Raw genomic sequence first — 20,796 nt, forward strand, 5'->3', positions numbered from 1 at the left:
GGCCATCGCTCATGACTGCTCCAGGTACCGGTGGACGAGCATCACGGCCATGGCTCCCTCTCCGACGGCGGACGCGACGCGCTTCGCGGACTGGGCGCGCGCGTCGCCCGCCACGAACACGCCGGGAATGTTGGTCTCCAAGTGGTAGGGCGGCCGGTCCAGTTCCCACTCGGCGGGCGGCCGCCCGTCCGGAGTGAGGTCGGGCCCGGCCAGGATGAATCCGTGCTCGTCGCGCAGCACCGTACCGTCCAGCCAGTCCGTCAGCGGGGCCGCGCCGATGAACACGAACATCCACTGGCAGTCGACGAGTTCGGTCGCACCGCTGTCCACGTCCCGCAGCGTCAGCTGTTCCAGGTGCCCGTTTCCGTGCGCCTCCTCGACGACGGTCCGGGTCCGCACCGTGATGTTCGCCGTCTCCTCGATCTGCTGGATCAGGTAGTACGACATCGACGCCCTCAGGGACTCCCCGCGTACCAACAGCGTCACCGACTTCGCGCCGCGCGCCAGGTACATCGCCGCCTGCCCGGCGGAGTTGGCGCCGCCCACGATGTACACGTCCTGCCCCTGGCACGCGGCCGCCTCGGTGAGCGAGGAGCCGTAGTACACCCCGCAGCCGGTCAGGGAGTCGCAGCCCGGCGCGTGGAGCTGCCGGTACGACACCCCGGTCGCCAGGATGACGCTGTGCGCGGCGACCGCCGAGCCGTCGGAGAAGTGGACGACGCGGGCCGCGCCGTTGACCTCCAGCCCCGTGACCTCGCACGCCGTGAGGATCTCCGCGCCGAACCGGCTCGCCTGGCGGCGGGCCCGGTCCGTGAGCTGCGCGCCCGAGACGCCGTCGGGGAAGCCGAGGTAGTTCTCGATGCGGGAGCTCTGGCCGGCCTGCCCGCCGGTCGCCGACCGCTCGACGAGGACGGTACGCAGCCCCTCGGAGGCCCCGTACACCGCCGAGCCGAGCCCGGCGGGACCGCCGCCGATGACGACGAGGTCGTAGAAGTCGGCGGTCGGCGTGGTCGCGAGCCCCACGTGGGCGGCCAGCTCGGCCGCCTCCGGCTCGATCAGCGCGGTGCCGTCCGGCGTGACCACCAGGGGCAGCCGCTGCCCTTCCGCCCCGGCGGCCTCCAGCAGCCGCTGCCCCTCGGGCTCGTCGGACGAGTACCAGCGGTACGGCACCTGGTTGCGGGCCAGGAACTCCCGTACGCGCGAGGAGCCCGCCGACCAGCGGTGCCCGACCACCTTGGTGGCGGGTACCGGCCGGTAGTCGCTGGAGCGCCACGCCGTGAGCAGGTCGTCCACGACCGGGTAGAGCTTCTCCTCCGGCGGGTCCCAGGGCTTGAGCAGGTAGTGGTCGAGGTCGACGACGTTGATCGCGTCGATGGCCGCGTCGGTGTCGGCGTACGCGGTCAGCAGCACGCGCCGCGCGCCCGGGTACACCGCCAGGGCCTGCTCCAGGAACTCGATGCCGTTCATCTGCGGCATGCGGTAGTCGGCGAGGATCACCGCCACCAGGTCGCCCCGCAGCTTCAGCTCGCGCAATGCCTCCAGCGCGGACTCGCCGGACTCGGCGCGCACGATCCGGTAGTCGGCGCCGTAGTGACGCCTCAGGTCACGGGCGATGGCACGGGAGACTCCCGGGTCGTCGTCCACGGTCAGGATGACGGTCCGCGCCGTATCGGCGGCCTGTGCCATACGTCTCCACCCCGAGTGCTCTGGGCGGGCCGCACGGCGAGCCGCCCGCGCCGGTTTCCCGCCCATCGTATGTTCGATGGTCCCGGCGCGCTCCGGAACGCCGCGAACGTGCGCTCCGGGTACACGCCTGGTCGCTCCCGGTCGCTATTCGGAGGGCATGGCCTTCTTGGAACGCCTTTCCATCTCCTCCGGGGAGACGTCCTCCACGTGCGTGGACACGTTCCAGCGGTGGCCGAAGGGGTCCTCGAACTGCCCGGTGCGGTCACCGTAGAACTCGTTCTTGATCGGCGAGCGCTCCGTGGCGCCGAGGGAGAGGGCCTTGGCGAAGACGGCGTCGACGTCGTCCACGTACACGTGGAGGGTGACGGGCGTGCCGCCGATCGACTTCGGGGAGCGGAAGTCGATGTCCGGGTACTCGTCGGCGAGCATGATGACCGAGTTGCCCAGCTGCAGCTCGGCGTGGCCGATCCTGCCGCCGGGCGCGGGCATCCTCATCCGCTCCGTCGCGCCGAGTACGGATACGTAGAAGTCGATCGCCGCCGCGGCTCCGTCGGCGCAGAGGTACGGCGTGACCCGCGGGTATCCCTCGGGAATGGGGTTGACGGCCACCGGGCTCCGCCTCTGCGAACCGTGGCGATCGCCGTCGACCGCCGCCTGCGACCACTGATATCCCGATCCCGCGTGACACGCTCCGGCGCCGCGCGACAGCGCCGCGACGGTTGCCCCGAAGGGCCCACGGCCGCTCTCCGGCGGGTTCAGCGGACCGCCACCACCACGTGGCTGTTGCCGAACTGCCAGACCGTGCCGACGTGCTCGAAGCCCGCCTCGCGCAGCAGTGCGAGGTGGTCGGTGAGGGTCAGCTCGTTGCCCTCGCAGTGCGGGTGGGTGCGGCGGTCACGGGTGGCGAGGAGGGGCGTCAGTTCCGGGTCGGCCCGCACACCCGACCACCACGACTCCCAGTCCTCGTGCGTGAGGGCCTGCTGGCGCTCGGCGCGCCGCCGGCCGATGTCCACGGCGAGCTCGTGGACCTTTGGGGAGTCCGGGTCCAGATGGTCACCGTTGACGAGGACTCCGCCGGGGCGGATGCGCCCGGCCAGCTCCGTGTACGTGCGCCGCAGCGTGTCCTCGCCGAGGTAGTGCAGGGCCGTCGTGGAGACGGCCGCGTCCACCGGGCGGTCCAGCGCGAGGGCGTCGAGCCAGTCCGGCTCCCCGATGCGGGCCTCGGCGAAGCGCAGGGCGGTTCCGTGGTGTGCCCGCCCCAGCTCCAGCAGCAGCGGATCGGCGTCGACGCCCACGACCTCGGCGGCGGGCATGCGCTCCGCCAGCCGCGCGGCCAGGGACCCCGGCCCGCAGCCCAGGTCGAGGAGCAGGGGAGCGGGGTGGCCCGCCGTGACGCGCTCGACCACGTCGGAGATGACCGTGAACCGCTCCTCGCGGTCGATCGCGTACCGCTGCTGCTGCCGCTCCCAGCGTTCCACCCACCGGCTGGCCGCCGCGACTGTGCCCGCGCCGCTCACGTTCATGTTTCTGTCCACTCGTGCTTGTGCCGTTCTCACGGCCCTGAACTCCACATGAAAATCATTGCAGATTGGTGAGGGTGCCGAGCAACTTCTCGATCTCCTCCGCCGTGTTGTGGACGTGCAGGCTGACCCGCACCGAGCCGTCCGGCTCCGTGGCGCCCGCCTGACAGTGGCCGTCGGAGCGCACCATGAAACCGCGGCTGTAGAGGATGAACCCGAGGTCTCGGGAGGGGATCTCGCGATGCTGGAACGCCACGATGCTCCGGCGCCGCTGCACCTCGGAGTCGGCCGCCAGGCTGGAGCGGCAGCCGAGCACCTCGTACGCGCCCAGCCGGCTCAGGCCGTCCGTCAGCCGGGCCGCCAGGGCCACCGTCCACGCCTCGATCCGGTCCGTACCGGCCGCGTCGAGCCAGTCGAGGGCGGCGGCCAGGCTCGTGATGCCGACGGTGTTCGGGGTGCCGGCCCAGCCGCCCGGGCGGAACTGCGGTCCGTGCCGGCCGCGGGCCCAGACCGCACCCGTACCCGGCAGCGCCATGGCCTTGTGGCCGGAGAACACCACGAAGTCCACGTCGAGTTCGGCCACCGAGAACGGCAGGTGCCCGATGCTCTGCGCGGCGTCGAGGCAGATCGGGACATCCGGCCCGACCACCCGGCGTATCCGGTGCACGTTCATGTCGACGCCGTACACGTGGTGCACGTGGGTGGCCGCCACGAAGCGGGTGCGCGGGCCCACCGAGGCGGCGAGCGCCGCCGGATCGTAGTCGCCGGAGCCGTCCTGGTACGGCAGCTCCCGTACCCGGATCTTGACGCCCTGCCGCGCCAGCAGCTCCCGTACCTCCAGCCACGGCGCCAGATTCGCCTCGTGATCGGCGAACGGGACGACGACCTCGTCCCCGTCGGCGAGCCGGTCCGCCAGCCAGTCCCGGGCGACCGTCCGCAGCCCCTCGGAGGCCCCGCTGGTGAAGTGCACGGACGAGCGGTCCGGCGCGGGATCGCCCAGGAACCGCTTGACCCGGTCCCGGGCCCGCTCCACCGCGGCCGTCGTCGCGTTGGCCCAGGGGTACGAGCCGCGGCCCGCGTTGGCGTTGGAGGTGGTGAGATAGCGCTGTGCGGCGTCCAGTACGGCCTGCGGCTTCTGGGCGGTGGCCGCACTGTCCAGGTACGCCAGCTCCGGGTTCGCCACGATGATCGGGAACTGGGCGCGCAGCGGGCGCTGCCAGGAGCGCAGTTCCTCCAGGGCGTCGGCCACGTCAGTCACGCACCAGCGGCGCGCCCGCATCCCGCCACGCGATGATCCCGCCCGCGAGGCTGCGTACGTCGGGATGCCCCATCCGGGTCAGCAGTGCGGCGTAGCGCGCCGACTGCTCGCCGACCGGGCACGCCAGCAGCACCGGCTGCCGCCTGCCGAACGGCAGCCCGCCCCGCACCAGTTCGTCGAAGAGCTCGTCCACGATGTTCACCGATCCGTCGATGTGCAGCGCGGCGTAGGCGAAGGAGCTGCGCAGATCGATCACCAGCGGCCGCTCCGCCGCGATCCACTTCTGCGCGTCGGCCACCTCGATGACCTGCGCCGCCCGTACCTCGGTATCGGTCAGCGCGGACACGGAGTTCCGCGCGGGCGGACGGCCCAGCAGCTCCGGGCGGCGCTGTTTGACGTAGCCGAGATAGCTCTCCACCCGGTCGCAGACGATGAAGACCGCGGTCCTTCGCCCCGGGCCTCCCGTCAACTCGGCGTCGATGGGCTGCAGATGGCGCACGGTGCCGTGGTAGGCGGCGCCGCCGGTCGGACCGGCGAGGATGCCGCAGCGCCGGACCAGGGCGAGCATGCCGTCGATCGCGTCGTCGGCGCTGACCGACTCGATCGTGTCGTACGTGGCCGGGTCGAAGAGGCCGACCTCGTGGACCTCGTCGATGTTGCGGATGCCGGGGATGAAGTCCGACTTCTCGCCCACCAGCCCGATCACCCGTACGGCCGGATCGTGTGCGCGCAGGGACCGGGCCACGCCGGTGGAGGATCCGGCCGTGCCGACGCAGGCGAGGAACCAGTCCGGGGCCCGGCCGTCCAGATCCGCCACGATCTCCGGGCCCGTACCCGTCGCGTGTGCCTCGGTGTTGAGCGCGTTGAAGTACTGGTCGGTGTGCAGGTGGGCGCTGCCGGACTCGTTCAGCCTCTGGTGGAAGAGGGTCAGCGGGTCCTCGGTGTCCGTCGGGTCCAGGCATTCGCTGCGGCCCGGCAGCTCCTCGATCTCGGCGCCCAGCAGCAGGAGCAGGTCCTTGACCTCCGGGATGCGCATCCGGTTGGTGACGCTCTTGAACGACAGTCCGTGCATGCCCGCGATCACGGCCAGCGCCTTGGCCGTGTTGCCGCTGGACAGCTCGACGATGGTCTCGCCCCGCTCCTGGGCGCCGGGCAGGCCGGACCGGGCCATGTTCCAGGCGGCCCGGTCCTTGACGGAGCCGAAGGGGTTGAGCATCTCCAGCTTCGCGTAGAGATCGATGTGGCGCAGGCCGTGTACGGCCGGATCGATGCGGACCAGCGGGGTGTTGCCGATGGCCTCGGTGATGCTGTCGTACCTCATGCCCGTCCCCCCGAATCGGTGATCGGCCCGTACTCCTCGATGGGCCAGTACTCCTCGTCCAGACACCAGTGCCAAGAGCCCTCCGTCTGACGGACCGCCACCTTGCGGGCCACCGGCTGCTGTTGGGCGCGGGTGGCGCTGAAGTCCATGCAGTATCCGGCGGTGTTGGCGAAGCCCAGCAGATCGCCCGGGTGCGGCAGCCGCGGCAGGAACACCGTTCTGCGGGTGATCAGGTCGGCCTCCAGACAGAGGTTGCCCATGAGGTGGACACCGACCGGCTCCTGCGGGCCGGCGCCGGCGGGGCCGCCCTCGCGGGGCACCAGTACGGGGTCCATGAGGATCCCGTGGTCCTCCAGGGCGACGTCGCTCGCGTTCATGGCGAGGCGTACGAGTGCGGGGCCCGCGTCCTGGCGCCGTACCTCCAGCACCCGGGCCAGGGACAGTCCGCACTGGTCGGCCAGGGCCCGGCCCGGCTCCGTGTACAGGTCGTAGAGGCTCTCCAGCAGCAGGGTGCCCAGTGCCCGTCCAAGAGTGGGGGCGGGCTGCGACAGGAGCGCGTCGAGGTAGCCGGCGCCGGCCACCGGGCGGTGGGCGGGGTACAGGCTCAGGGCGCCGCGCAGCGTACCGCCCTCGGCGTGCAGTCCGTACCCGTGGCCGCCCCAGGTGAGGGGCGGGCGCCGGCCCATCACCGCGGCGGCGAGCTCGCTCGTGTAGCGGTCCCACTGGGCGGCGTGGGCGAGGTAGCTGACCCCGAAGCCCCCGCCGATGTCGACCACGCGCGGCTGGAATCCCCGTAATCGCAGCTCGTCCATGGCCCGCAGGCAGCCTTCGAGGGCGATGGCCTTCTCGTCCGGGCTCGTCGTGTCCAGGTGGTAGGCGACGCCGATCGGATCGACGGAGTCCCGGTGGCGTTCGAGCAGGTCCAGCAGCGGCCCGAGCGCCTTCACGGAGGTGCCGAACCGGCTCCTGCGGGAGAGCATCCTTGGTCCCGAGGTCTCGAACTCGCAGAGGCGGAGCAAGACCTTCGGGCGGGGCAGGCCGTGGCGGCGTACGAGGCCCGCCAAGGCCTCCAGCTCGCCGGGGCCGTCGGCGTTCACGGTGACCCCCGACCGCGCGGCGAGCCAGAGGAACGCCGGATCCTTGGGGCCGGTCGCCATGATGCGGTCCGCGGTGAAGCCGGCGCCCAGGGCGCGGCGGAGCTCGCCGACGGACGCCACGTCCACGGCGGCGTCCGCGGTGGTGAGCCGCCGGACGAGGGACCGGGAACGGTTGGCCTTGTGGGCGAAGAAGACCTGCCCGCCGAGCCGGTGGCGGCGGTAGACGGAGCGGAAGCCCTCGGCGTTATCCGCGATCTGCTCGGGCACGAGGACGTTGAGGGGCGAGCCGAGGGCGTCCACGAGCATGTGCAGGAACGGGGCCGAGCCGAGCAGCGCGGCGAGCCGCGGCGCCAACCGAGGTTCCAGGTACAGGGGGCCGGTGTCCATCCCAGCTGCTCCTCCCGCGCGCCGATCGTACGACGATATTCCTCGCGGCCCTGTTCATGCCCTGCTGGCATGGTTTGGACGCGTGCTGGCGGGAGTTGGCCGAAATGCGACGGCGCCGTCAGAGTGCCAGGTGCATGAGGATCTCGTCGCGGTCGTCGCCGGGCGCGACCCGCAGACCGCCGGGCCAGCGCCCGATCTCGCACCAGCCCAGACGGCCGTAGAACTCCTCGAGCCCCAGCCCGGCCCGGACGGCGATGTGCAGCTGCTCCAGCCCCATCTCCTGCCGGGCGAGTTCGCGGACCCGGTGCATCAGCGCCGTACCGATGCCACTGCCGCGGAAGTCGGGGTGGGTCATGACGTGGTTGACGGCGCCGCAGTGCGCGACGAGCGGATGGGGGTCACGGCGCACAACGAGCCACCCCGCGAGCTTCCCGCCGACCGTGGCGATCAGCATCCGGGCTCGGCGCGGTTCGAGCGCGCCGACGAGCAGGCCCAGGGCCGGGTCGGCCTGGCCGGCGGTCACCGGCGGCATGGGGAGCCCCCGGGGGATGACGGCGCCCCCGGCGTTGATGACCCGTACCCAGCAGTCGACGAGCTGCTCTCGGAGTTCGGCGGGCAGCTCCCGCGGGCGGGTGATCTGCGCGAAATCGACTGGTTGCAGGGCTGTCATGCACCGCAGCTTGCCAGACGCGGGATCGACGCGGGCCCCGGCCAGACGCGGGATCGACGCGGGCCCCGGCCGGGCGAGGGCCGAGCCGGGGCCCGCCGTGCGCGGGGTCGATCAGTCCGTCGTCGCCGTGCCCGGGCGGCCGAAGTGGCGCGCGGTGGGCACCAGCGCCGCCGCTGCCGGTACGAGGAAGCATGCGGCGGCGCATGCACCGAGTACCGCCGTCACCCCGAAGGCGTCGATGGCGGGGGCGATCAGAGCGAGCCCGACGGGTGCCAGGCCGTACGACACCAGGAAGTCCAGCGAGGAGACGCGGGCCAGTTTGTCCGGGGCGACCTCGCGCTGGGTGGCCGTGAACCACGGCACGTTGAACAGCTCGATGCCGATCCCGGCGACGGCGTACGCGGCGACGACCACCACCGGGTGGACCGGCAGCATCAGGCTCAGCGGGGCGAGGCCGTACGCCGCCAGCCCGGCGAAGGCCGCCCAGCCCGGGGAGCGCGGCCGCCACCGGGAGATGGCCAGGGCCCCGCCGAGCGCGCCCACGGTGTACGCGGTCATGGCCGCGGCCAGCACCCACTCGGTGCCGTAGCGGTCCCGGCTGATCAGCGGCAGCGCGACGCTGGTGGCGGAGTAGCCGAGGGCGATGACGGCGACGAGGGCGGCGAGTCCGGCGAGGAACCACGGGTGGCGGCGCGCCTCGCGTATGCCCTCCAGGAACTCCGTACGGAAGTCGGCGCGCGGGCCGGGCTCCGCGGCCGACTCCTCGGCGGCGGGCGCGGAGGCCGTGGCGCCACGGCCCTGGCCGGGTACCAGCGCGGCGACCAGCCAGAGCAGGCCGATGCCCAGCAGCAGCGCCGGTACGTCGAGGAAGGCGGCGAGCAGGGCGGTCAGGGCGGGTCCGGCGAGCGTGGAGCCGCGGATCGCCATGGTCATGGCGGCGTTGGCCTGCTGGCGGCGCCCGGGCTCGACGGTCTCGGCGGTGAGCGCCTGGAACGCCGGGCGGCAGGCGCCCTGTCCGGCCCCGGCGAGGGCGGCGGCCGCCGTCATCAGCACGAGCGAGCGGCCGAGACCGGCGGCGAGCAGGGGTGCGGCGACCGCCGCCGCGAGGGCGGACCAGAGCACGACCGCGCGGCGGGAGTGCCGGTCGGCCAGTACGCCGCCGACGGCGACGGCGGCGAGGAAGCCGGCGGTGCGGGCGGCGAGGACCAGGCCGAGGCCGGCGGCGCCGAGATCGCGGTGGAGCACGGCGAGCCCGAGGACGAACGGCAGCGCCCAGGTCGCGAGCCCGGAGGCGGTGGTGCCCGCCCACAGGCGCAGGAACACGGGGTCGCGGAGGACCGAACGCGGGGGCGGGGCGCCGGTCTTGGCTGCGGTCGGCGTGGGTGTGGTCGCCACGTGTGGGGGCTCCTTCGGGGACGGGGGAGGGCTCGGCGGACCGGCCCCGGATGTCGTTAATGAAAATGAATACCATTACAGTACTCTTCGAACGTGGCACTCCTGCCCGGTGCACGACCACACCCATGCCCTTCCTCCCAGACCGGAGAATCCATGCGCCACCCCGCCCGCCTCGGGATAGCCCTGACCCTCGCCCTCGCCACCGCGGGCTGCTCCACGGCAGCCGGCGGAGGTTCCCGGGCGGACGGCGAGCCCGCCGCCGAAGCGGTCTCCGTCACCAGCTGCGGGCGTCAGGTGTCCTTCGCCGCGCCGCCGCAGCGGACCGTCGCCCTGGACCAGACCTCGACCGAGATCCTGCTCGAACTCGGGCTTCAGGACCGGATGGCGGGGACCGCCAACCTCAAGACGAAGATCCCCGCACCGTACGAGGCCGCGTACGCCAAGGTCCCGGTCATCGCCCCGAAGATCGCCACCGGTGAGCAACTGCGCTCCGCCGCACCCGACTTCGTCATCGCAGGTTCCGCGGACCTCTACACCAAGGACCGCGCCGGCACCCGCGAGGAGCTGGCCGCCCTCAAGGTCCCCACCTTCGTCAGCGCCGTGGACTGCCCCCGGCAGAACCCGGCCGGCGCCTCCCCCTTCGATCTGCTCTTCTCCGACTACGAGAACCTGGGCACGCTCTTCGGCGCCCGGGAGCGGGCCGACCGGCTCGCCGCCGACCAGCGCGCGGCGGTCGCCAAGGCGGGGGAGAACGCGGCGAAGGCCCCCCAGGGCGCGGACCGGCCGACCGTCGTCTATCTCTACTCCGTCTTCAACGGAATGCCGTACGTCGCGGGCAGGACGGGCCTGCCCAGTGAGATGAGCCGGATCGCCGGCGCGAAGAACGCCTTCGACGACGTCGACGAGGACTGGCCGGAGGTCACCTGGGAGGAAGTCGCCGAACGCGAACCGGACTTCATCGTGATCGGCGATCTGTCCGAGCGAGGGCGGCCCGGCGACAGCGCCGCCGAGAAGCGCGCCGAGATGGCCCGGCACCCGGTGGTCTCGAAGCTGGCCGCGGTCCGCGAAGACAAGATCCTGGAGGTGCCGGGCATCGAGCTGGACCCGTCCGTACGCTCCGTACACGCCCTCGGGCTCCTGGCGAACGGCATGAAGGACCTCGGGTATGTCCGTTGACCCGGCCACCCGGAGGGGTCCTGCCGGGACGGCCCGTGCGCTCCGCCTGCTCCTCGCCGCGGGCGCGCTGGCGGGCTCGGTGGCGGCGGCCGTGCGCATCGGCGCCGCCGACATCGGCTGGGCCGGCCTCGCCCGCGTCCTCGGCGCCCGTCTCGGCCTGGACGTACGGCCGTTGGCGCCGCTCGTCGACTCGCTCGTCTGGGACCTGCGGCTGCCGCGGGTGCTGATGGCCGCCCTCGTCGGCGCCTCGCTCGCCGTGTGCGGCACGGTGCTCCAGGCGCTGACCCGCAACGCCCTCGCCGACCCCTACCTGCTCGGCGTCTCCTCCGGTGCGTCGACGGGAGCCGTCACCGTCCTCGTCCTCGGAATCGGTGCGAGCACGCTCGGAGTCACCGGCGGCGCGCTCGCCGGTGCGCTGCTCGCCTTCGGCCTGCTCCTGCTCCTCCTGCGGCGCACCGGCCTGGATTCCGCCCGAATCGTCCTCACCGGCGTGGTGATCGGCCAGCTCTTCACCGCGCTGACCTCGCTGGTCCTGATGGCCTCGGCGGACGCGGACACCACGCGGGCCGTCACCCACTGGCTGCTCGGCTCGATGGCGCCGGCCCGCTGGAACACCGTCGCGGTCTGCGCGATCGTCACCCCGCTGGGGCTGCTGGCGGCGTGGCTGTACTCGAACGCCCTCGACGGGCTCGCGTTCGGCACCGACACCGCCGCGTCCCTGGGGATCGGCGTACGGAACACGCGGATGGTGCTGCTCGTGGTCACCGCCGCGCTGACCGCGGTCGCGGTGGCCACCGTCGGCGCCATCGGCTTCGTCGGGCTGCTCGTCCCCCACGGGGTGCGGTTCCTCGTGGGGCCGCTGCACCGGGTGCTGCTGCCGTACGCGGCGCTCGCGGGCGCGGTGTTCCTGGTGTGGACGGACGCGCTCGCGAGGATCGCCTTCGCACCCCGCGAGGTACCCGTCGGCGTGATCACCGCTCTGCTCGGCGTACCGCTCTTCCTCCTCGTGCTGCGCAAGCGGGGTGAGCTGTGAGGATCACCGCCGAGAACGTGAGCTGGTCGGTGGCGGGTTCGCAGGTCGTACGGGAGGTCGCCGCGGACATCGCGCCCGGCGAGACGGTCGCCCTGCTCGGCCCCAACGGCTCGGGCAAGTCCTCGCTGCTGCGCTGCCTGGCCGGCCTGCGGGCTCCCGACACGGGTACGGTCCGCTACGACGGCGAGTCCGTACGGGACTGGAGCGCGCGGCGGATCGCCCGCCACGTCGCCTTCGTCGCACAGGATCCGGGCGCCGACAGTGACCTGCGGGTCGCCGACGTCGTGGGCCTGGGGCGGACCCCGTTGCGGGACCGCTGGCGCGGACCGGAGGCCGCCGACCGGGCGGTGGTCGCCGATGCGCTGGAGCGGGTCGGACTCACCGCGCTCGCCGGCCGGTCCTGGAAGGCGCTGTCGGGCGGTGAGCGCCAGCGCGCCCACCTCGCCCGCGCGCTGGCCCAGCAGCCGTACGGGCTCCTGCTCGACGAGCCCACCAACCACCTCGACGTCAAACACCAGTTGGACCTGATGGAGCTGCTGGCCGGGAGCGAGCAGACGGTCCTGGTCGCGCTGCACGACCTGTCGCTCGCCGCCCGGTACTGCGACCGGCTGCTGCTCCTGCACCACGGCCGTCTGATGGCCTCCGGCACCCCCGCCGCCGTTCTCACCGCCGAGCGCCTCGCCGAGGTGTTCGAGGTCGACGCCGAACTCACGACGGACCCGCTCGGCCACCCCTCGGTCACCTATCGCGGGCCGCTCGGCACTCCGCTTCGATCGCCGCAACCCACCCTGTGAAAAGGAGACTTGTGCACCACGCAAGCCCCGTCCCCAGCCCCGCCCCCACCCCGGCCCCCACCCCGGCCCCCGCCCCGGCCCCCGCCCCCGCCCTCGTGCCGTCCTCCGTGGACGGGCTCATCGAGGCCGTCCTGGCCGGCGAACACGGCCCGCTCCCCTCCGCACTCGTCGCCACCAGCGTGTTCTGGATCCACCACGGCACCCGACTGGCCGGCGGCGACACCACGTACCTCAACCAGTACGTCCTGGTCCGCCTCGGCGGCTCCTTCGGCGGCTGCGCCTTCGAGGCGGGCGAGATCGCCCCGGCGATCTGCCGCGACTCCTGCGGCACTCCGCTCGACCGCCTGCTGCGCGAGGCCCCGCGCCCGCTGCGGATCGCCGCCCTCGACGCGTACCTGTCCGAGGCCCGACCGCACCGGGTGGCCGCGGCGGCGGGCGACGCCGAGCCCGTCGCGCTCCCCACCGGTACCCCCGAGATGCGCGCGAAGGCCCGCGACACGGCCATAGCCGGCCTGCTCGACATCGAGGAAGGGGCCCTCGTGGGCCTCATCGGCGTCGTCAACCCACTCGTCGCGGCGATCCGCGAACGCGGCGGCGAACCGCTGCCCTGCGACTTCAACCTCAAGGTCACCCAGTGGGGCGACCCCGTCACCGACGACATGCACGCGGTGCTGGAGCGCGCCGAGGCCGTCGTCGCCACCGGAATGACGCTGAGCAACGGCTCGTTCGACACCATCCTGGAGCGCTGCCGCGCCCGGGGCATCCCGCTGATCGTCTACGCGCAGACCGGCAGCGCCGTCGCCCGCGCCTTCCTCGGCTCCGGCGTGAGCGCCCTGTCCGCGGAGCCCTTCCCGTTCTCCCAGTTCAGCGCCGAGGAGACGGTCCTGTACCGCTACCGGACGGTGAGCTTCGCGTGATCCGCACCGGCACCGGACACGCCCCCTGCCACCACGGCGAGATCCTCCAGGGCGTGTTCCTCGACACCGACGGCCGGCGGTGCGCCGGTCTGGTCACCCTCCCCATGCCCGGCCCGGGCAGCCGCGCCGAGTTCGTCCGCAGGCCCGGTACCGAGCCCGCGGCGCTCACCGCCGTACCCGCCGACCGTACGAAGGCGGTACGGGCCGCGGCCCTCGCGGTGGCGGAGTGCGCGCGGCGGACCGGACAGCCGCCCTGTGGCGGGGAGTTGAGGCTCACGAGCGACATACCGGTGGGCCTGGGCATGGGCAGCTCTACCAGCGACGTGATCGCCACCATACGGGCCGTCGCGGATTCGTACGGACTGCGGCCGGCCCCCGAATCGGTCGCCCGGCTGGCCGTGCGGGCGGAACTGGCCTGCGATCCCCTGATGTTGGACGGCCGGCCGGTGCTGTTCGCCCAGCGGGAGGGCCGGGTGCTGGAGGCCCTCGGCCCGGCGCTGCCCCCGCTGGTCGTCGTGGGCTGCGCCCTCGGGGCGGGCGCGCCCGTGGACACCCTGTCCCTGCCCGTGCGGGAGCCCGCCGACGGCGACGTACGGGCCTTCGAGCGGCTGCGTACGCTGCTGCGACGGGCGGTGGCCACCTCGGACGCCGCGCTCCTCGGCGAGGTCGCCACCGCAAGCGCCCGGCGCGGCCAACAGGCCCTGCGCCACCCCGAGTTCGAAGCGTTGACCGGTATCTCGCGGCGGGTCGGGGCGGTCGGCGTACAGATCGCGCACAGCGGCGCGGTGGCGGGCGTGCTGTTCGACGCGGCCGCGCCCGGCCTGCGGCACCGCGTGCGCGGCTGCCTGCGGGCCCTCGACGCCCACGGCATCCCCGCCACCCGGACCTTCACGACTTTCGACACCACCACCAGCGAGGAGCTCCCGCATGGACCAGCACATCGCCGAGGCGATCGGCCGGCCGGACCTGGTACGGCTCGACGACCGGCTCCTCTGCCTGCGCTTTGAGACCATGAAGGTGGTCTCCGCGCTCGCCGCGGTGCGCCATCTGCTGGACACCGGGGCGGTGCGCCGCGGGGACACCCTGCTGGACAGCTCCAGCGGCATCTACGCGTACGCCCTCGCGCTGGCCTGTCACCGGTACGGCATGCGCTGCCACATCGTCGGTTCGACGACGGTGGACCACACGCTGCGCACCCAGCTCGCCGTACTGGGGGCGACGCTGGAGCAGATGGAGCCGTGCAGCGACCTCAAGCTCGACCAGAAGCGACGGGTGGAGCGGATCCACGAGATCCTCGCCGAGCACCCCGAGTACCACTGGATGCGGCAGTACCACGACGACGTCCACTACCTCGGCTACCGCGCGATCGCCGACCGGATCCGGAAGGCGGCGGCGGGCGGTCGGACCGGCGAGACCGCCGGGCTCACCCTCGTCGGCGGGGTCGGCTCGGGGGCCTCCACCGGAGCCCTCGCCCGCTACCTGCGCGGCGCGGCCGCGGCCGCCCCGGCCGACGTGGAACTCGTCGGGGTCCAGCCGTACGGCAGCCTCACCTTCGGCGCCGAGCACGTCCTGGACCCCGAGATCATCATCGCCGGGATCGGCAGCTCCATCCCGTTCGGGAACGTCTCGCACGAGCTGTACGACACCCTGCACTGGATCTCGTTCGACGCGGCGCTGGCCGGCAGCGTCGACCTGCTGCGCCGGCACGCGGTCTTCGCGGGGCTCTCCACCGGCGCCGGCTATCTCGCCGCCCGCCACGAACGCGAGCGTGCCCCCGAGCGGACGGTCCTCTTCATCGCCGCCGACACCGGGCACCGGTACGTCGACACCGTCTACGCCCGCCACCGGGAGGCGGCCGCGATCGGTGACCTCGCTCCGCGGGAGGTCACCGACCAGGGGCAGCTGGCCCTCCCGTGGTGCCGGATGGGCTGGAACCGGGCCCCGGCGGCGGCCGCGGCGGTGGGCCCAACCGCTCGCGGTTGACCGGTATGTGGCGAGCGTCATATGTGCGCGTTCGAACTTCGGCGTTCCTCCTGCGTCCAGTCCTTGAGGGATCCGCGGGGGGCTCAACAAGGGACAGCGAAATGCCCGACGAGACGACACTCCTTCCCCCGTACCTGAGGGGCCGCTTCGCCCCGGTCCCCGAGCAGCACACCGCCACCGATCTCACCGTACGGGGCACCCTGCCGCCCGATCTGGACGGCCGCTACCTGCGCAACGGCCCCAACCCGGTGCCCGGACAGGGCAAGGGGCACCGGTTCACCGGCCCCGGCATGCTCCAGGGCATCCGGCTCGGCAACGGACGCGCACGGTGGCACCGCAACCGCTGGATCCGCACGCGGGAGCTGGAGGGGCAGACGTTCATCCGCCCCGACTTCAGCGTCGACCTCACCGCGACGCCGGCCAACACGCACGTGATCCGGCACGCCGGCACCGTCCTCGCCCTGTGCGAGGCGGGCCTTCCCTGCTGGGTCTCGCCCTCGCTGGAGAGCCCGCGGGTGGTCTTCCCCGTGGCGCTGCGCTGAGACGGCCCGGTCGGCCCGGTCGGGCCGGGGCGGCCGACCGGGCCCTCGGGCCGGGGCTGGATCCCCGGCCCCGGCGCGCGGTCAGCGGATGTCGAACCGGTCGAGGTTCATCACCTTGTCCCACGCGGACACGAAGTCACGTACGAACTTCTCTCCCGCGCCCTGGGACGCGTAGACCTCCGACAGGGCCCGCAGCTGCGAGTGCGAACCGAAGACGAGGTCGACGGCGGTGGCCGTCCACTTGACCTCGCCCGTGGCCCGATCGTGCCCCTCGAACACGTTCTCGGCCGCGGCCGACGCCTTCCACTCCGTACCCATGTCGAGCAGGTTGACGAAGAAGTCGTTGGTCAACGTCTCCGGCCGGTCGGTGAAGACACCGTGCGCGGACCGGCCGAAGCCTGTGTTCAGGGCGCGCATGCCGCCGATCAGGACCGTCATCTCGGGAGCGGTGAGATTCAACAGGTTGGCGCGGTCCAGCAGGAGGGTCTCCGGCGCGAGCTTCTCCCCCTCCCGGAGGTAGTTGCGGAACCCGTCGGCCCTGGGTTCGAGCACCGCGAACGACTCCACGTCGGTCTGCTCCTGCGAGGCGTCCGTACGCCCCGGCGCGAACGGGACCGTGATGTCGTACCCGGCGTTCTTCGCGGCCTGCTCGACCGCCGCGCATCCGCCCAGGACGATCAGGTCGGCGAGCGAGACCTTCGTTCCGCCCTTCGCCGACGCGTTGAAGTCCTGCTGGATCTCTTCGAGGGTCCCCACCACCTCGCCCACCTCGGGCAGGGCGTTGCTCTCCCAGTCCCGTTGCGGCGCGAGCCGGATCCGGGCCCCGTTGGCCCCGCCCCGCTTGTCGGTGCCGCGGAAGCTGGCCGCCGACGCCCAAGCGGTGGTGACCAGTTGGGGGACGGACCGCCCCGAGGCGAGGATCTTGGCCTTGAGGGCGGTGACGTCCGCGTCCGAGACCAGCGGGTGATCGACCTGGGGGACGGGGTCCTGCCACAGCTGCGGCTCGGCGACCCACGGGCCGAGGTAGCGCGGGAGGGGTCCCATGTCGCGGTGCAGCAGCTTGTACCAGGCCTTGGCGAACGCCACCGCGAGCTGGTCCGGGTTCTCGTGGAAGCGCTTCGCGATCGGCGCGTAGACCGGATCGACCTTCAGCGCGAGATCCGTCGTCAGCATCATCGGGGCGTGCCGCTTCGACGGGTCGTGGGCGTCGGGCACCGTGCCCTGGGCGGCCGGGTCTGTGGGAGTCCACTGGTTGGCGCCGGCGGGGCTGGTCGTCAGCTCCCAGTCGTATCCGAACAGGTTGTCCAGGTACCCGTTGTCCCACTTCGTCGGCGCGGTGGTCCAAGCGCCTTCGAGCCCGCTCGTGAGCGCGTCGACGCCGACGCCGGTGCCGGACGCGTTCTTCCAGCCGATGCCCTGCTGCTCGATGGGGGCCGCTTCGGGCTCCGGACCGATGTAGGCGGGATCGGCGGCGCCGTGGCACTTTCCGAACGTATGGCCGCCGATGATGAGCGCGAGCGTCTCCTCGTCATCCATCGCCATGCGGGCGAACGTCTCGCGAACGTCCCGGGCGGCGGCCACCGGATCCGGATTGCCGTTGGGCCCCTCCGGATTGACGTAGATCAATCCCATCTGCACGGCGCCCAAGGGACCGGAGAGGTCCCGGTCGCCGCTGTAGCGCTCGTCGCCGAGCCAGGTGTCCTCGGGACCCCAGAAGATTTCCTCGGGTTCCCAGGTGTCCTTACGCCCGAAGCCGAATCCGAACGTCTTGAGCCCCATGGATTCGATGGCGCAGTTTCCGGCGAAAATCAGAAGGTCGGCCCAGGAGATCTTCGGTCCGTACTTCTGTTTGACCGGCCAGAGCAAACGGCGTGCCTTGTCCAGGCTCGCGTTGTCCGGCCAGCTGTTGAGGGGGGCGAAGCGCTGCGAGCCGGCGCCGCCGCCACCCCGGCCGTCGGCGATGCGGTACGTACCCGCGGCATGCCAGCTCATCCGGATGAACAGCGGCCCGTAGTGGCCGTAGTCGGCGGGCCACCACTCCTGGGACTCCGTCATCACCTCGAAGACGTCCCGTTTCAGCGCGTCGACATCGAGGGTCGCGAACTCCTTCGCGTAGTCGAAGTCCTTGCCCATCGGATCGGACAGGGGCGAATTCTGGTGGAGGACTTGAAGGTCCAGCTGATTCGGCCACCAGTCCCGGTTCGTCCTGGGTCGAGTCGGTGCGGGGGTCGGGGAGGGAATTGCTGGGTTCTCGCTTTCGCTGCCGGACACGTCCGCCCTTCTTCCTGTCTCGGTGTCTTCTTCTTCTTCTGCTGCTGCTGCTGCTGCTGCTGCTTCTGCTTCTGCTGCTGACTGCTGGGCGTCCGTATGGTCGCGCACCGCAGACCGCACCGCTACGAGAACACGCAGAACTCTTCCGGCCGCTGAGGAATTCGAGAAAAGGCGGTTTTTCGGATGAACGAGATCGGCCCGGACGGGTGACGTGTCCGGCCTTGCGGCGGGTCGCGGGTCGGGGACGGGCCGGGCCGTCAGGATGGCCCCCTCCCGACAGTGAGAAGGAGTTGTTCGTGCTCGAGAGACAGCGTCGCAAGAACGCCACCGAGGTCACCTTCGTGCTGCCCGACGGGGACCCGCCCGGACCGGTCAGCGTGGTGGGAACGTTCAACGGCTGGCAGCCCGGATCCCACGTCCTCGAATCCCGCCCCGACGGGACGCGCGCGGTGACGGTGGCGCTGCCGGCGAAGGTCACCCACTCCTTCCGCTACCTCGCGGCGGGGGACTACTGGTTCAACGACGAGGGCGCCGACGGCCAGGACGGCCCCAACTGCCGACTGCAGACCTGATCCCGCCCCCGGGCGTGGTGCCCGCCCTGCCCTCACGGCCAGGGCGGGCACCACCTCGGGTCCGGGGGCGTACGGGCCTGCGCACCGCCGGGGGTGTCAGGCCCCCGCCGCGCCCTGGTCCCGGGCGGCCGTGCGGCGGGCCGCCGCGGCGTCCGTGACGTCGAGGAACACCTGGTCCAGCTCGGGCCAGCGCGTCTTCAGCTCCTCCTTGATGCGGACCATCGCGTCCTCGACGGTCTCGCTGTCGTACCCGGGCGTCAGGTCGACGCTCGCGGCCAGCAGCGCCGAATCAGGACTCAGCCGCATGGTCAGCAGGGCGGTGACCGAGTCGATCTCAGGCTGCTTCAGCAGCAGCTCCCGTACCCCGCGCTGCACCTCGGGATCGGCCGCCTCGCCGATCAACTGGGCCCGGGCGCCCTTGCCGAGCGTGTACGCCACGTAGACCAGCAGGACGCCGATCAGGATGGAGGCGGACGCCTCGTACGCCACCTGCCCGGTCGCCATGTGGAGGCCCATCCCCGCCATGGCCAGCAGGACGCCGACGCAGGCGGTGCTGTCCTCCGCGAGGACGGTCCGCAGCGTCGGGTCCCGGCCCACCCGGATCTCCTCGCGCAGGCTGTGGCCGGCCGCCGCGGCCGCGCCTCGGACCTGGCGGACGGCTCGGGCCAGCGAGGCCCCCTCGGCGAGCAGCGCCACGAGGAGCACGGCGAAGCCGATCAGATATCCCTCGTGGGACTCGGAACCGCCCGAGCGGAACGCCTCGATGCCCAGGAACACCGAGAAGCAGCCTCCGGTGACGAAGATGCCGACGGCGGCCAGCAGGGACCAGAAGAAGCGCTCCTTGCCGTAGCCGAAGGGGTGGCGCCGGTCGGCCGGCCGCCGGCTGCGCTTGACCGAGGCCAGCAGGAAGACCTCGTTCATGCTGTCGGCCACCGAGTGGGCGGCCTCGGACAGCAGCGCGGGAGAGCCGGCGATGACTCCGCCGACGGCCTTGGCGACGCAGATGACCAGATTGGCCGCGAGGGCCACCCAGACGGTGAAGCGGGTCTCGCTGTCCCTCTTCCGCTTCCGCGCGGAGTGCGTACGGGTGTCACCCACGACGTCGGCCTGTCCGGTCGCGGCCGCCCTCAGGTCTTCAGCAGCCGATTGAAGAACGAGCGGTACCGCTGCAGAGCCAGCCGCAGCTCCTCGGTGGGCACCTCCTCGCCGCGGCCCCACTGGCCGACCAGCGACTGCTTGTGGTCCGCGAACGAACGGGCGAGCGTCTGCATCACCTCCGCGACCAGGGTGTCCGCGGAGCGGACCGCGTCCTGCGGGTCGTCCACGAAACGACCCTGGATCTCGCGCCATGCCGTCCGGTACTCCTCGGTGTCCTTGCCGTCGAGCAGGGGCTGGTCCTCGGCCTCGTCGGGAGCGTCTGGCGTGCCCGCCTCCGCCTGGTTGCCGCGGGCGTCGTCCTGCTCCGCCGCGGTCTCCGGAGTGGCCTCGCCGGGGTAGACCGCCGCCCCCGCCGCTCCTGTCTGCCCGCCGGGGTCGGCCAGGTCCTGCGTGCTCAGACCGCTGCCGCCCGGGCGCTCCTCGCCCTCGGCGCGGTCTTCGGACTCGCCGTTGTCGCGCATGTCATCGACCTCCTCGGTCGCTCAGCAGCTCGTCGAACAGGGCGCGGTAGTGCACCATCGCCCCGCGGAGCTCTTCCGTCGTCGCCTGTCCGTCCGTGCTGCGCACCTTGACCGTGTGCGCCGCGCGATAGTGCTGGAGGGTGCCCGCGTGGGCCACCGAGAGGTCGCGGAGATTCTCGTCGTACCCCTCGGTGGGGTAGCCCCGTTCCTTCATCAGCCGGGACACCAGCTCGTCTGCCTGTGTCACGGACCCTTCGGGGCGGTCCACGAAGTGCTGCTGTACGTCGCTCCAGTCCTGCGCGTACGCCTGGCGGCGATCCTCCGGAAGCTCCTTGATGGCGAGGTAGGCATGGCGCTCCTCGCGGGCGTGCAGCTCCCGGTCGGCGGCAAGTCGGCCGCCCTCCTGCTCGACGGTGCGCTCGTACTCCGGTCCGAACCGGTCCCGCAAGTGGCGCCGTCGCGACATCGTCCACAGTCCTGCGGCGAGCGCGATCAGTACGACCGCCACGGGCACGATGATGGCGATCAGAGTTCCTGTTGACATGGTGGGCCTCC

At 72.4% G+C, this 20,796-nt stretch carries 20 protein-coding genes; 8 read left to right on the forward strand and 12 right to left on the reverse strand.

What is annotated here, in order from left to right; genetic code table 11:
• Positions 1-9: 9 nt before the first annotated feature.
• The 8 genes from ACIQU4_RS07605 to ACIQU4_RS07640 form a co-directional block, all read right to left on the reverse strand.
• Positions 10-1,686, reverse strand: coding sequence for an FAD-dependent oxidoreductase (locus tag ACIQU4_RS07605; protein WP_403727083.1), 1,677 nt, complete (start codon positions 1,684-1,686; stop codon positions 10-12).
• 144 nt (positions 1,687-1,830) lie between these two features.
• Positions 1,831-2,295, reverse strand: coding sequence for a VOC family protein (locus ACIQU4_RS07610; protein ID WP_403727084.1), 465 nt, complete (start codon positions 2,293-2,295; stop codon positions 1,831-1,833).
• Positions 2,296-2,441: 146 nt separating this feature from the next.
• Positions 2,442-3,209, reverse strand: coding sequence for a class I SAM-dependent methyltransferase (locus ACIQU4_RS07615; RefSeq protein WP_403727086.1), 768 nt, complete (start codon positions 3,207-3,209; stop codon positions 2,442-2,444).
• A 55-nt stretch (positions 3,210-3,264) separates the two neighbouring features.
• The gene (locus tag ACIQU4_RS07620; protein WP_403727088.1) at positions 3,265-4,485 is read right to left on the reverse strand and encodes an aminotransferase class V-fold PLP-dependent enzyme; all 1,221 of its coding nucleotides are present in this window, start codon (positions 4,483-4,485) and stop codon (positions 3,265-3,267) included.
• Positions 4,457-5,785, reverse strand: a complete 1,329-nt coding sequence (locus ACIQU4_RS07625) for a pyridoxal-phosphate dependent enzyme (protein ID WP_403727089.1) — start codon at positions 5,783-5,785, stop codon at positions 4,457-4,459. The genes ACIQU4_RS07620 and ACIQU4_RS07625 overlap by 29 nt, the downstream gene beginning before the upstream one ends.
• Complete coding sequence (locus tag ACIQU4_RS07630) at positions 5,782-7,269, reverse strand: Y4yA family PLP-dependent enzyme (protein ID WP_403727091.1); 1,488 nt, start codon at positions 7,267-7,269, stop codon at positions 5,782-5,784. The genes ACIQU4_RS07625 and ACIQU4_RS07630 overlap by 4 nt, the downstream gene beginning before the upstream one ends.
• Before the next feature lie 118 nt (positions 7,270-7,387).
• On the reverse strand, positions 7,388-7,939 hold the full coding sequence (locus ACIQU4_RS07635) for a GNAT family N-acetyltransferase (protein WP_403727093.1): 552 nt from the start codon (positions 7,937-7,939) through the stop codon (positions 7,388-7,390).
• Positions 7,940-8,050: 111 nt separating this feature from the next.
• Complete coding sequence (locus ACIQU4_RS07640; protein WP_403727095.1) at positions 8,051-9,334, reverse strand: MFS transporter; 1,284 nt, start codon at positions 9,332-9,334, stop codon at positions 8,051-8,053.
• Positions 9,335-9,487: 153 nt separating this feature from the next.
• Between ACIQU4_RS07640 and ACIQU4_RS07645 the strand changes: the two genes are divergently transcribed.
• From ACIQU4_RS07645 to ACIQU4_RS07675, 7 genes are all read left to right on the forward strand, one after another.
• Positions 9,488-10,510: an ABC transporter substrate-binding protein gene (locus ACIQU4_RS07645; protein ID WP_403727097.1), complete on the forward strand. Its 1,023-nt coding sequence runs from the start codon at positions 9,488-9,490 to the stop codon at positions 10,508-10,510.
• A complete protein-coding gene (locus ACIQU4_RS07650; protein WP_403727099.1) occupies positions 10,500-11,543 on the forward strand; it encodes a FecCD family ABC transporter permease in 1,044 nt (347 codons plus the stop codon). Before ACIQU4_RS07645 ends, ACIQU4_RS07650 begins: the two co-directional genes overlap by 11 nt.
• A complete protein-coding gene (locus tag ACIQU4_RS07655; RefSeq protein WP_403727101.1) occupies positions 11,540-12,337 on the forward strand; it encodes an ABC transporter ATP-binding protein in 798 nt (265 codons plus the stop codon). The genes ACIQU4_RS07650 and ACIQU4_RS07655 overlap by 4 nt, the downstream gene beginning before the upstream one ends.
• 95 nt (positions 12,338-12,432) lie before the next feature.
• On the forward strand, positions 12,433-13,254 hold the full coding sequence (locus ACIQU4_RS07660; protein ID WP_403727724.1) for a Rossmann-like domain-containing protein: 822 nt from the start codon (positions 12,433-12,435) through the stop codon (positions 13,252-13,254).
• Positions 13,251-14,261: a GHMP kinase gene (locus ACIQU4_RS07665; protein ID WP_403727103.1), complete on the forward strand. Its 1,011-nt coding sequence runs from the start codon at positions 13,251-13,253 to the stop codon at positions 14,259-14,261. Before ACIQU4_RS07660 ends, ACIQU4_RS07665 begins: the two co-directional genes overlap by 4 nt.
• Positions 14,182-15,237, forward strand: coding sequence for a pyridoxal-phosphate dependent enzyme (locus tag ACIQU4_RS07670; protein ID WP_403727105.1), 1,056 nt, complete (start codon positions 14,182-14,184; stop codon positions 15,235-15,237). Before ACIQU4_RS07665 ends, ACIQU4_RS07670 begins: the two co-directional genes overlap by 80 nt.
• Before the next feature lie 101 nt (positions 15,238-15,338).
• Positions 15,339-15,779, forward strand: a complete 441-nt coding sequence (locus ACIQU4_RS07675; protein WP_403727107.1) for a carotenoid oxygenase family protein — start codon at positions 15,339-15,341, stop codon at positions 15,777-15,779.
• Positions 15,780-15,860: 81 nt separating this feature from the next.
• Here ACIQU4_RS07675 and katG read toward each other — a convergent pair whose 3' ends face one another.
• Positions 15,861-18,050: a catalase/peroxidase HPI gene (gene katG / locus ACIQU4_RS07680; RefSeq protein ID WP_403727109.1), complete on the reverse strand. Its 2,190-nt coding sequence runs from the start codon at positions 18,048-18,050 to the stop codon at positions 15,861-15,863.
• Between the two features lie 296 nt (positions 18,051-18,346).
• Between katG and ACIQU4_RS07685 the strand changes: the two genes are divergently transcribed.
• Complete coding sequence (locus ACIQU4_RS07685; RefSeq protein ID WP_030153846.1) at positions 18,347-18,622, forward strand: isoamylase early set domain-containing protein; 276 nt, start codon at positions 18,347-18,349, stop codon at positions 18,620-18,622.
• 96 nt (positions 18,623-18,718) lie between these two features.
• On the opposite strand, the gene ACIQU4_RS07690 is transcribed toward ACIQU4_RS07685, so the two are convergent.
• From ACIQU4_RS07690 to ACIQU4_RS07700, 3 genes are read right to left on the reverse strand one after another with little or no spacing between them, the layout of a single operon-like run.
• The gene (locus ACIQU4_RS07690; protein WP_403727111.1) at positions 18,719-19,720 is read right to left on the reverse strand and encodes a cation diffusion facilitator family transporter; all 1,002 of its coding nucleotides are present in this window, start codon (positions 19,718-19,720) and stop codon (positions 18,719-18,721) included.
• Between the two features lie 29 nt (positions 19,721-19,749).
• Positions 19,750-20,241: a hypothetical protein gene (locus tag ACIQU4_RS07695; RefSeq protein ID WP_403727113.1), complete on the reverse strand. Its 492-nt coding sequence runs from the start codon at positions 20,239-20,241 to the stop codon at positions 19,750-19,752.
• A gap of 1 nt (position 20,242) precedes the next feature.
• Positions 20,243-20,785, reverse strand: a complete 543-nt coding sequence (locus tag ACIQU4_RS07700) for a hypothetical protein (RefSeq protein WP_403727114.1) — start codon at positions 20,783-20,785, stop codon at positions 20,243-20,245.
• Positions 20,786-20,796 lie beyond the last annotated feature (11 nt).

It is taken from the genome of Streptomyces sp. NPDC090741 (genome assembly GCF_044769045.1).
Lineage (GTDB): Bacteria > Actinomycetota > Actinomycetes > Streptomycetales > Streptomycetaceae > Streptomyces.

Bases quoted from the DNA above. Each gene is read 5' to 3' on its own strand.
- ACIQU4_RS07605 (WP_403727083.1), bottom strand. From the start codon at position 1,686: ATGGCACAGGCCGCCGATACGGCGCGGACCGTCATCCTGACCGTGGAC.
- ACIQU4_RS07615 (WP_403727086.1), bottom strand. From the start codon at position 3,209: ATGAACGTGAGCGGCGCGGGCACAGTCGCGGCGGCCAGCCGGTGGGTG.
- ACIQU4_RS07620 (WP_403727088.1), bottom strand. From the start codon at position 4,485: ATGCGGGCGCGCCGCTGGTGCGTGACTGACGTGGCCGACGCCCTGGAG.
- ACIQU4_RS07625 (WP_403727089.1), bottom strand. From the start codon at position 5,785: ATGAGGTACGACAGCATCACCGAGGCCATCGGCAACACCCCGCTGGTC.
- ACIQU4_RS07630 (WP_403727091.1), bottom strand. From the start codon at position 7,269: ATGGACACCGGCCCCCTGTACCTGGAACCTCGGTTGGCGCCGCGGCTC.
- ACIQU4_RS07635 (WP_403727093.1), bottom strand. From the start codon at position 7,939: ATGACAGCCCTGCAACCAGTCGATTTCGCGCAGATCACCCGCCCGCGG.
- ACIQU4_RS07645 (WP_403727097.1), top strand. From the start codon at position 9,488: ATGCGCCACCCCGCCCGCCTCGGGATAGCCCTGACCCTCGCCCTCGCC.
- ACIQU4_RS07650 (WP_403727099.1), top strand. From the start codon at position 10,500: ATGTCCGTTGACCCGGCCACCCGGAGGGGTCCTGCCGGGACGGCCCGT.
- ACIQU4_RS07670 (WP_403727105.1), top strand. From the start codon at position 14,182: ATGGACCAGCACATCGCCGAGGCGATCGGCCGGCCGGACCTGGTACGG.
- ACIQU4_RS07675 (WP_403727107.1), top strand. From the start codon at position 15,339: ATGCCCGACGAGACGACACTCCTTCCCCCGTACCTGAGGGGCCGCTTC.
- ACIQU4_RS07695 (WP_403727113.1), bottom strand. From the start codon at position 20,241: ATGCGCGACAACGGCGAGTCCGAAGACCGCGCCGAGGGCGAGGAGCGC.
- ACIQU4_RS07700 (WP_403727114.1), bottom strand. From the start codon at position 20,785: ATGTCAACAGGAACTCTGATCGCCATCATCGTGCCCGTGGCGGTCGTA.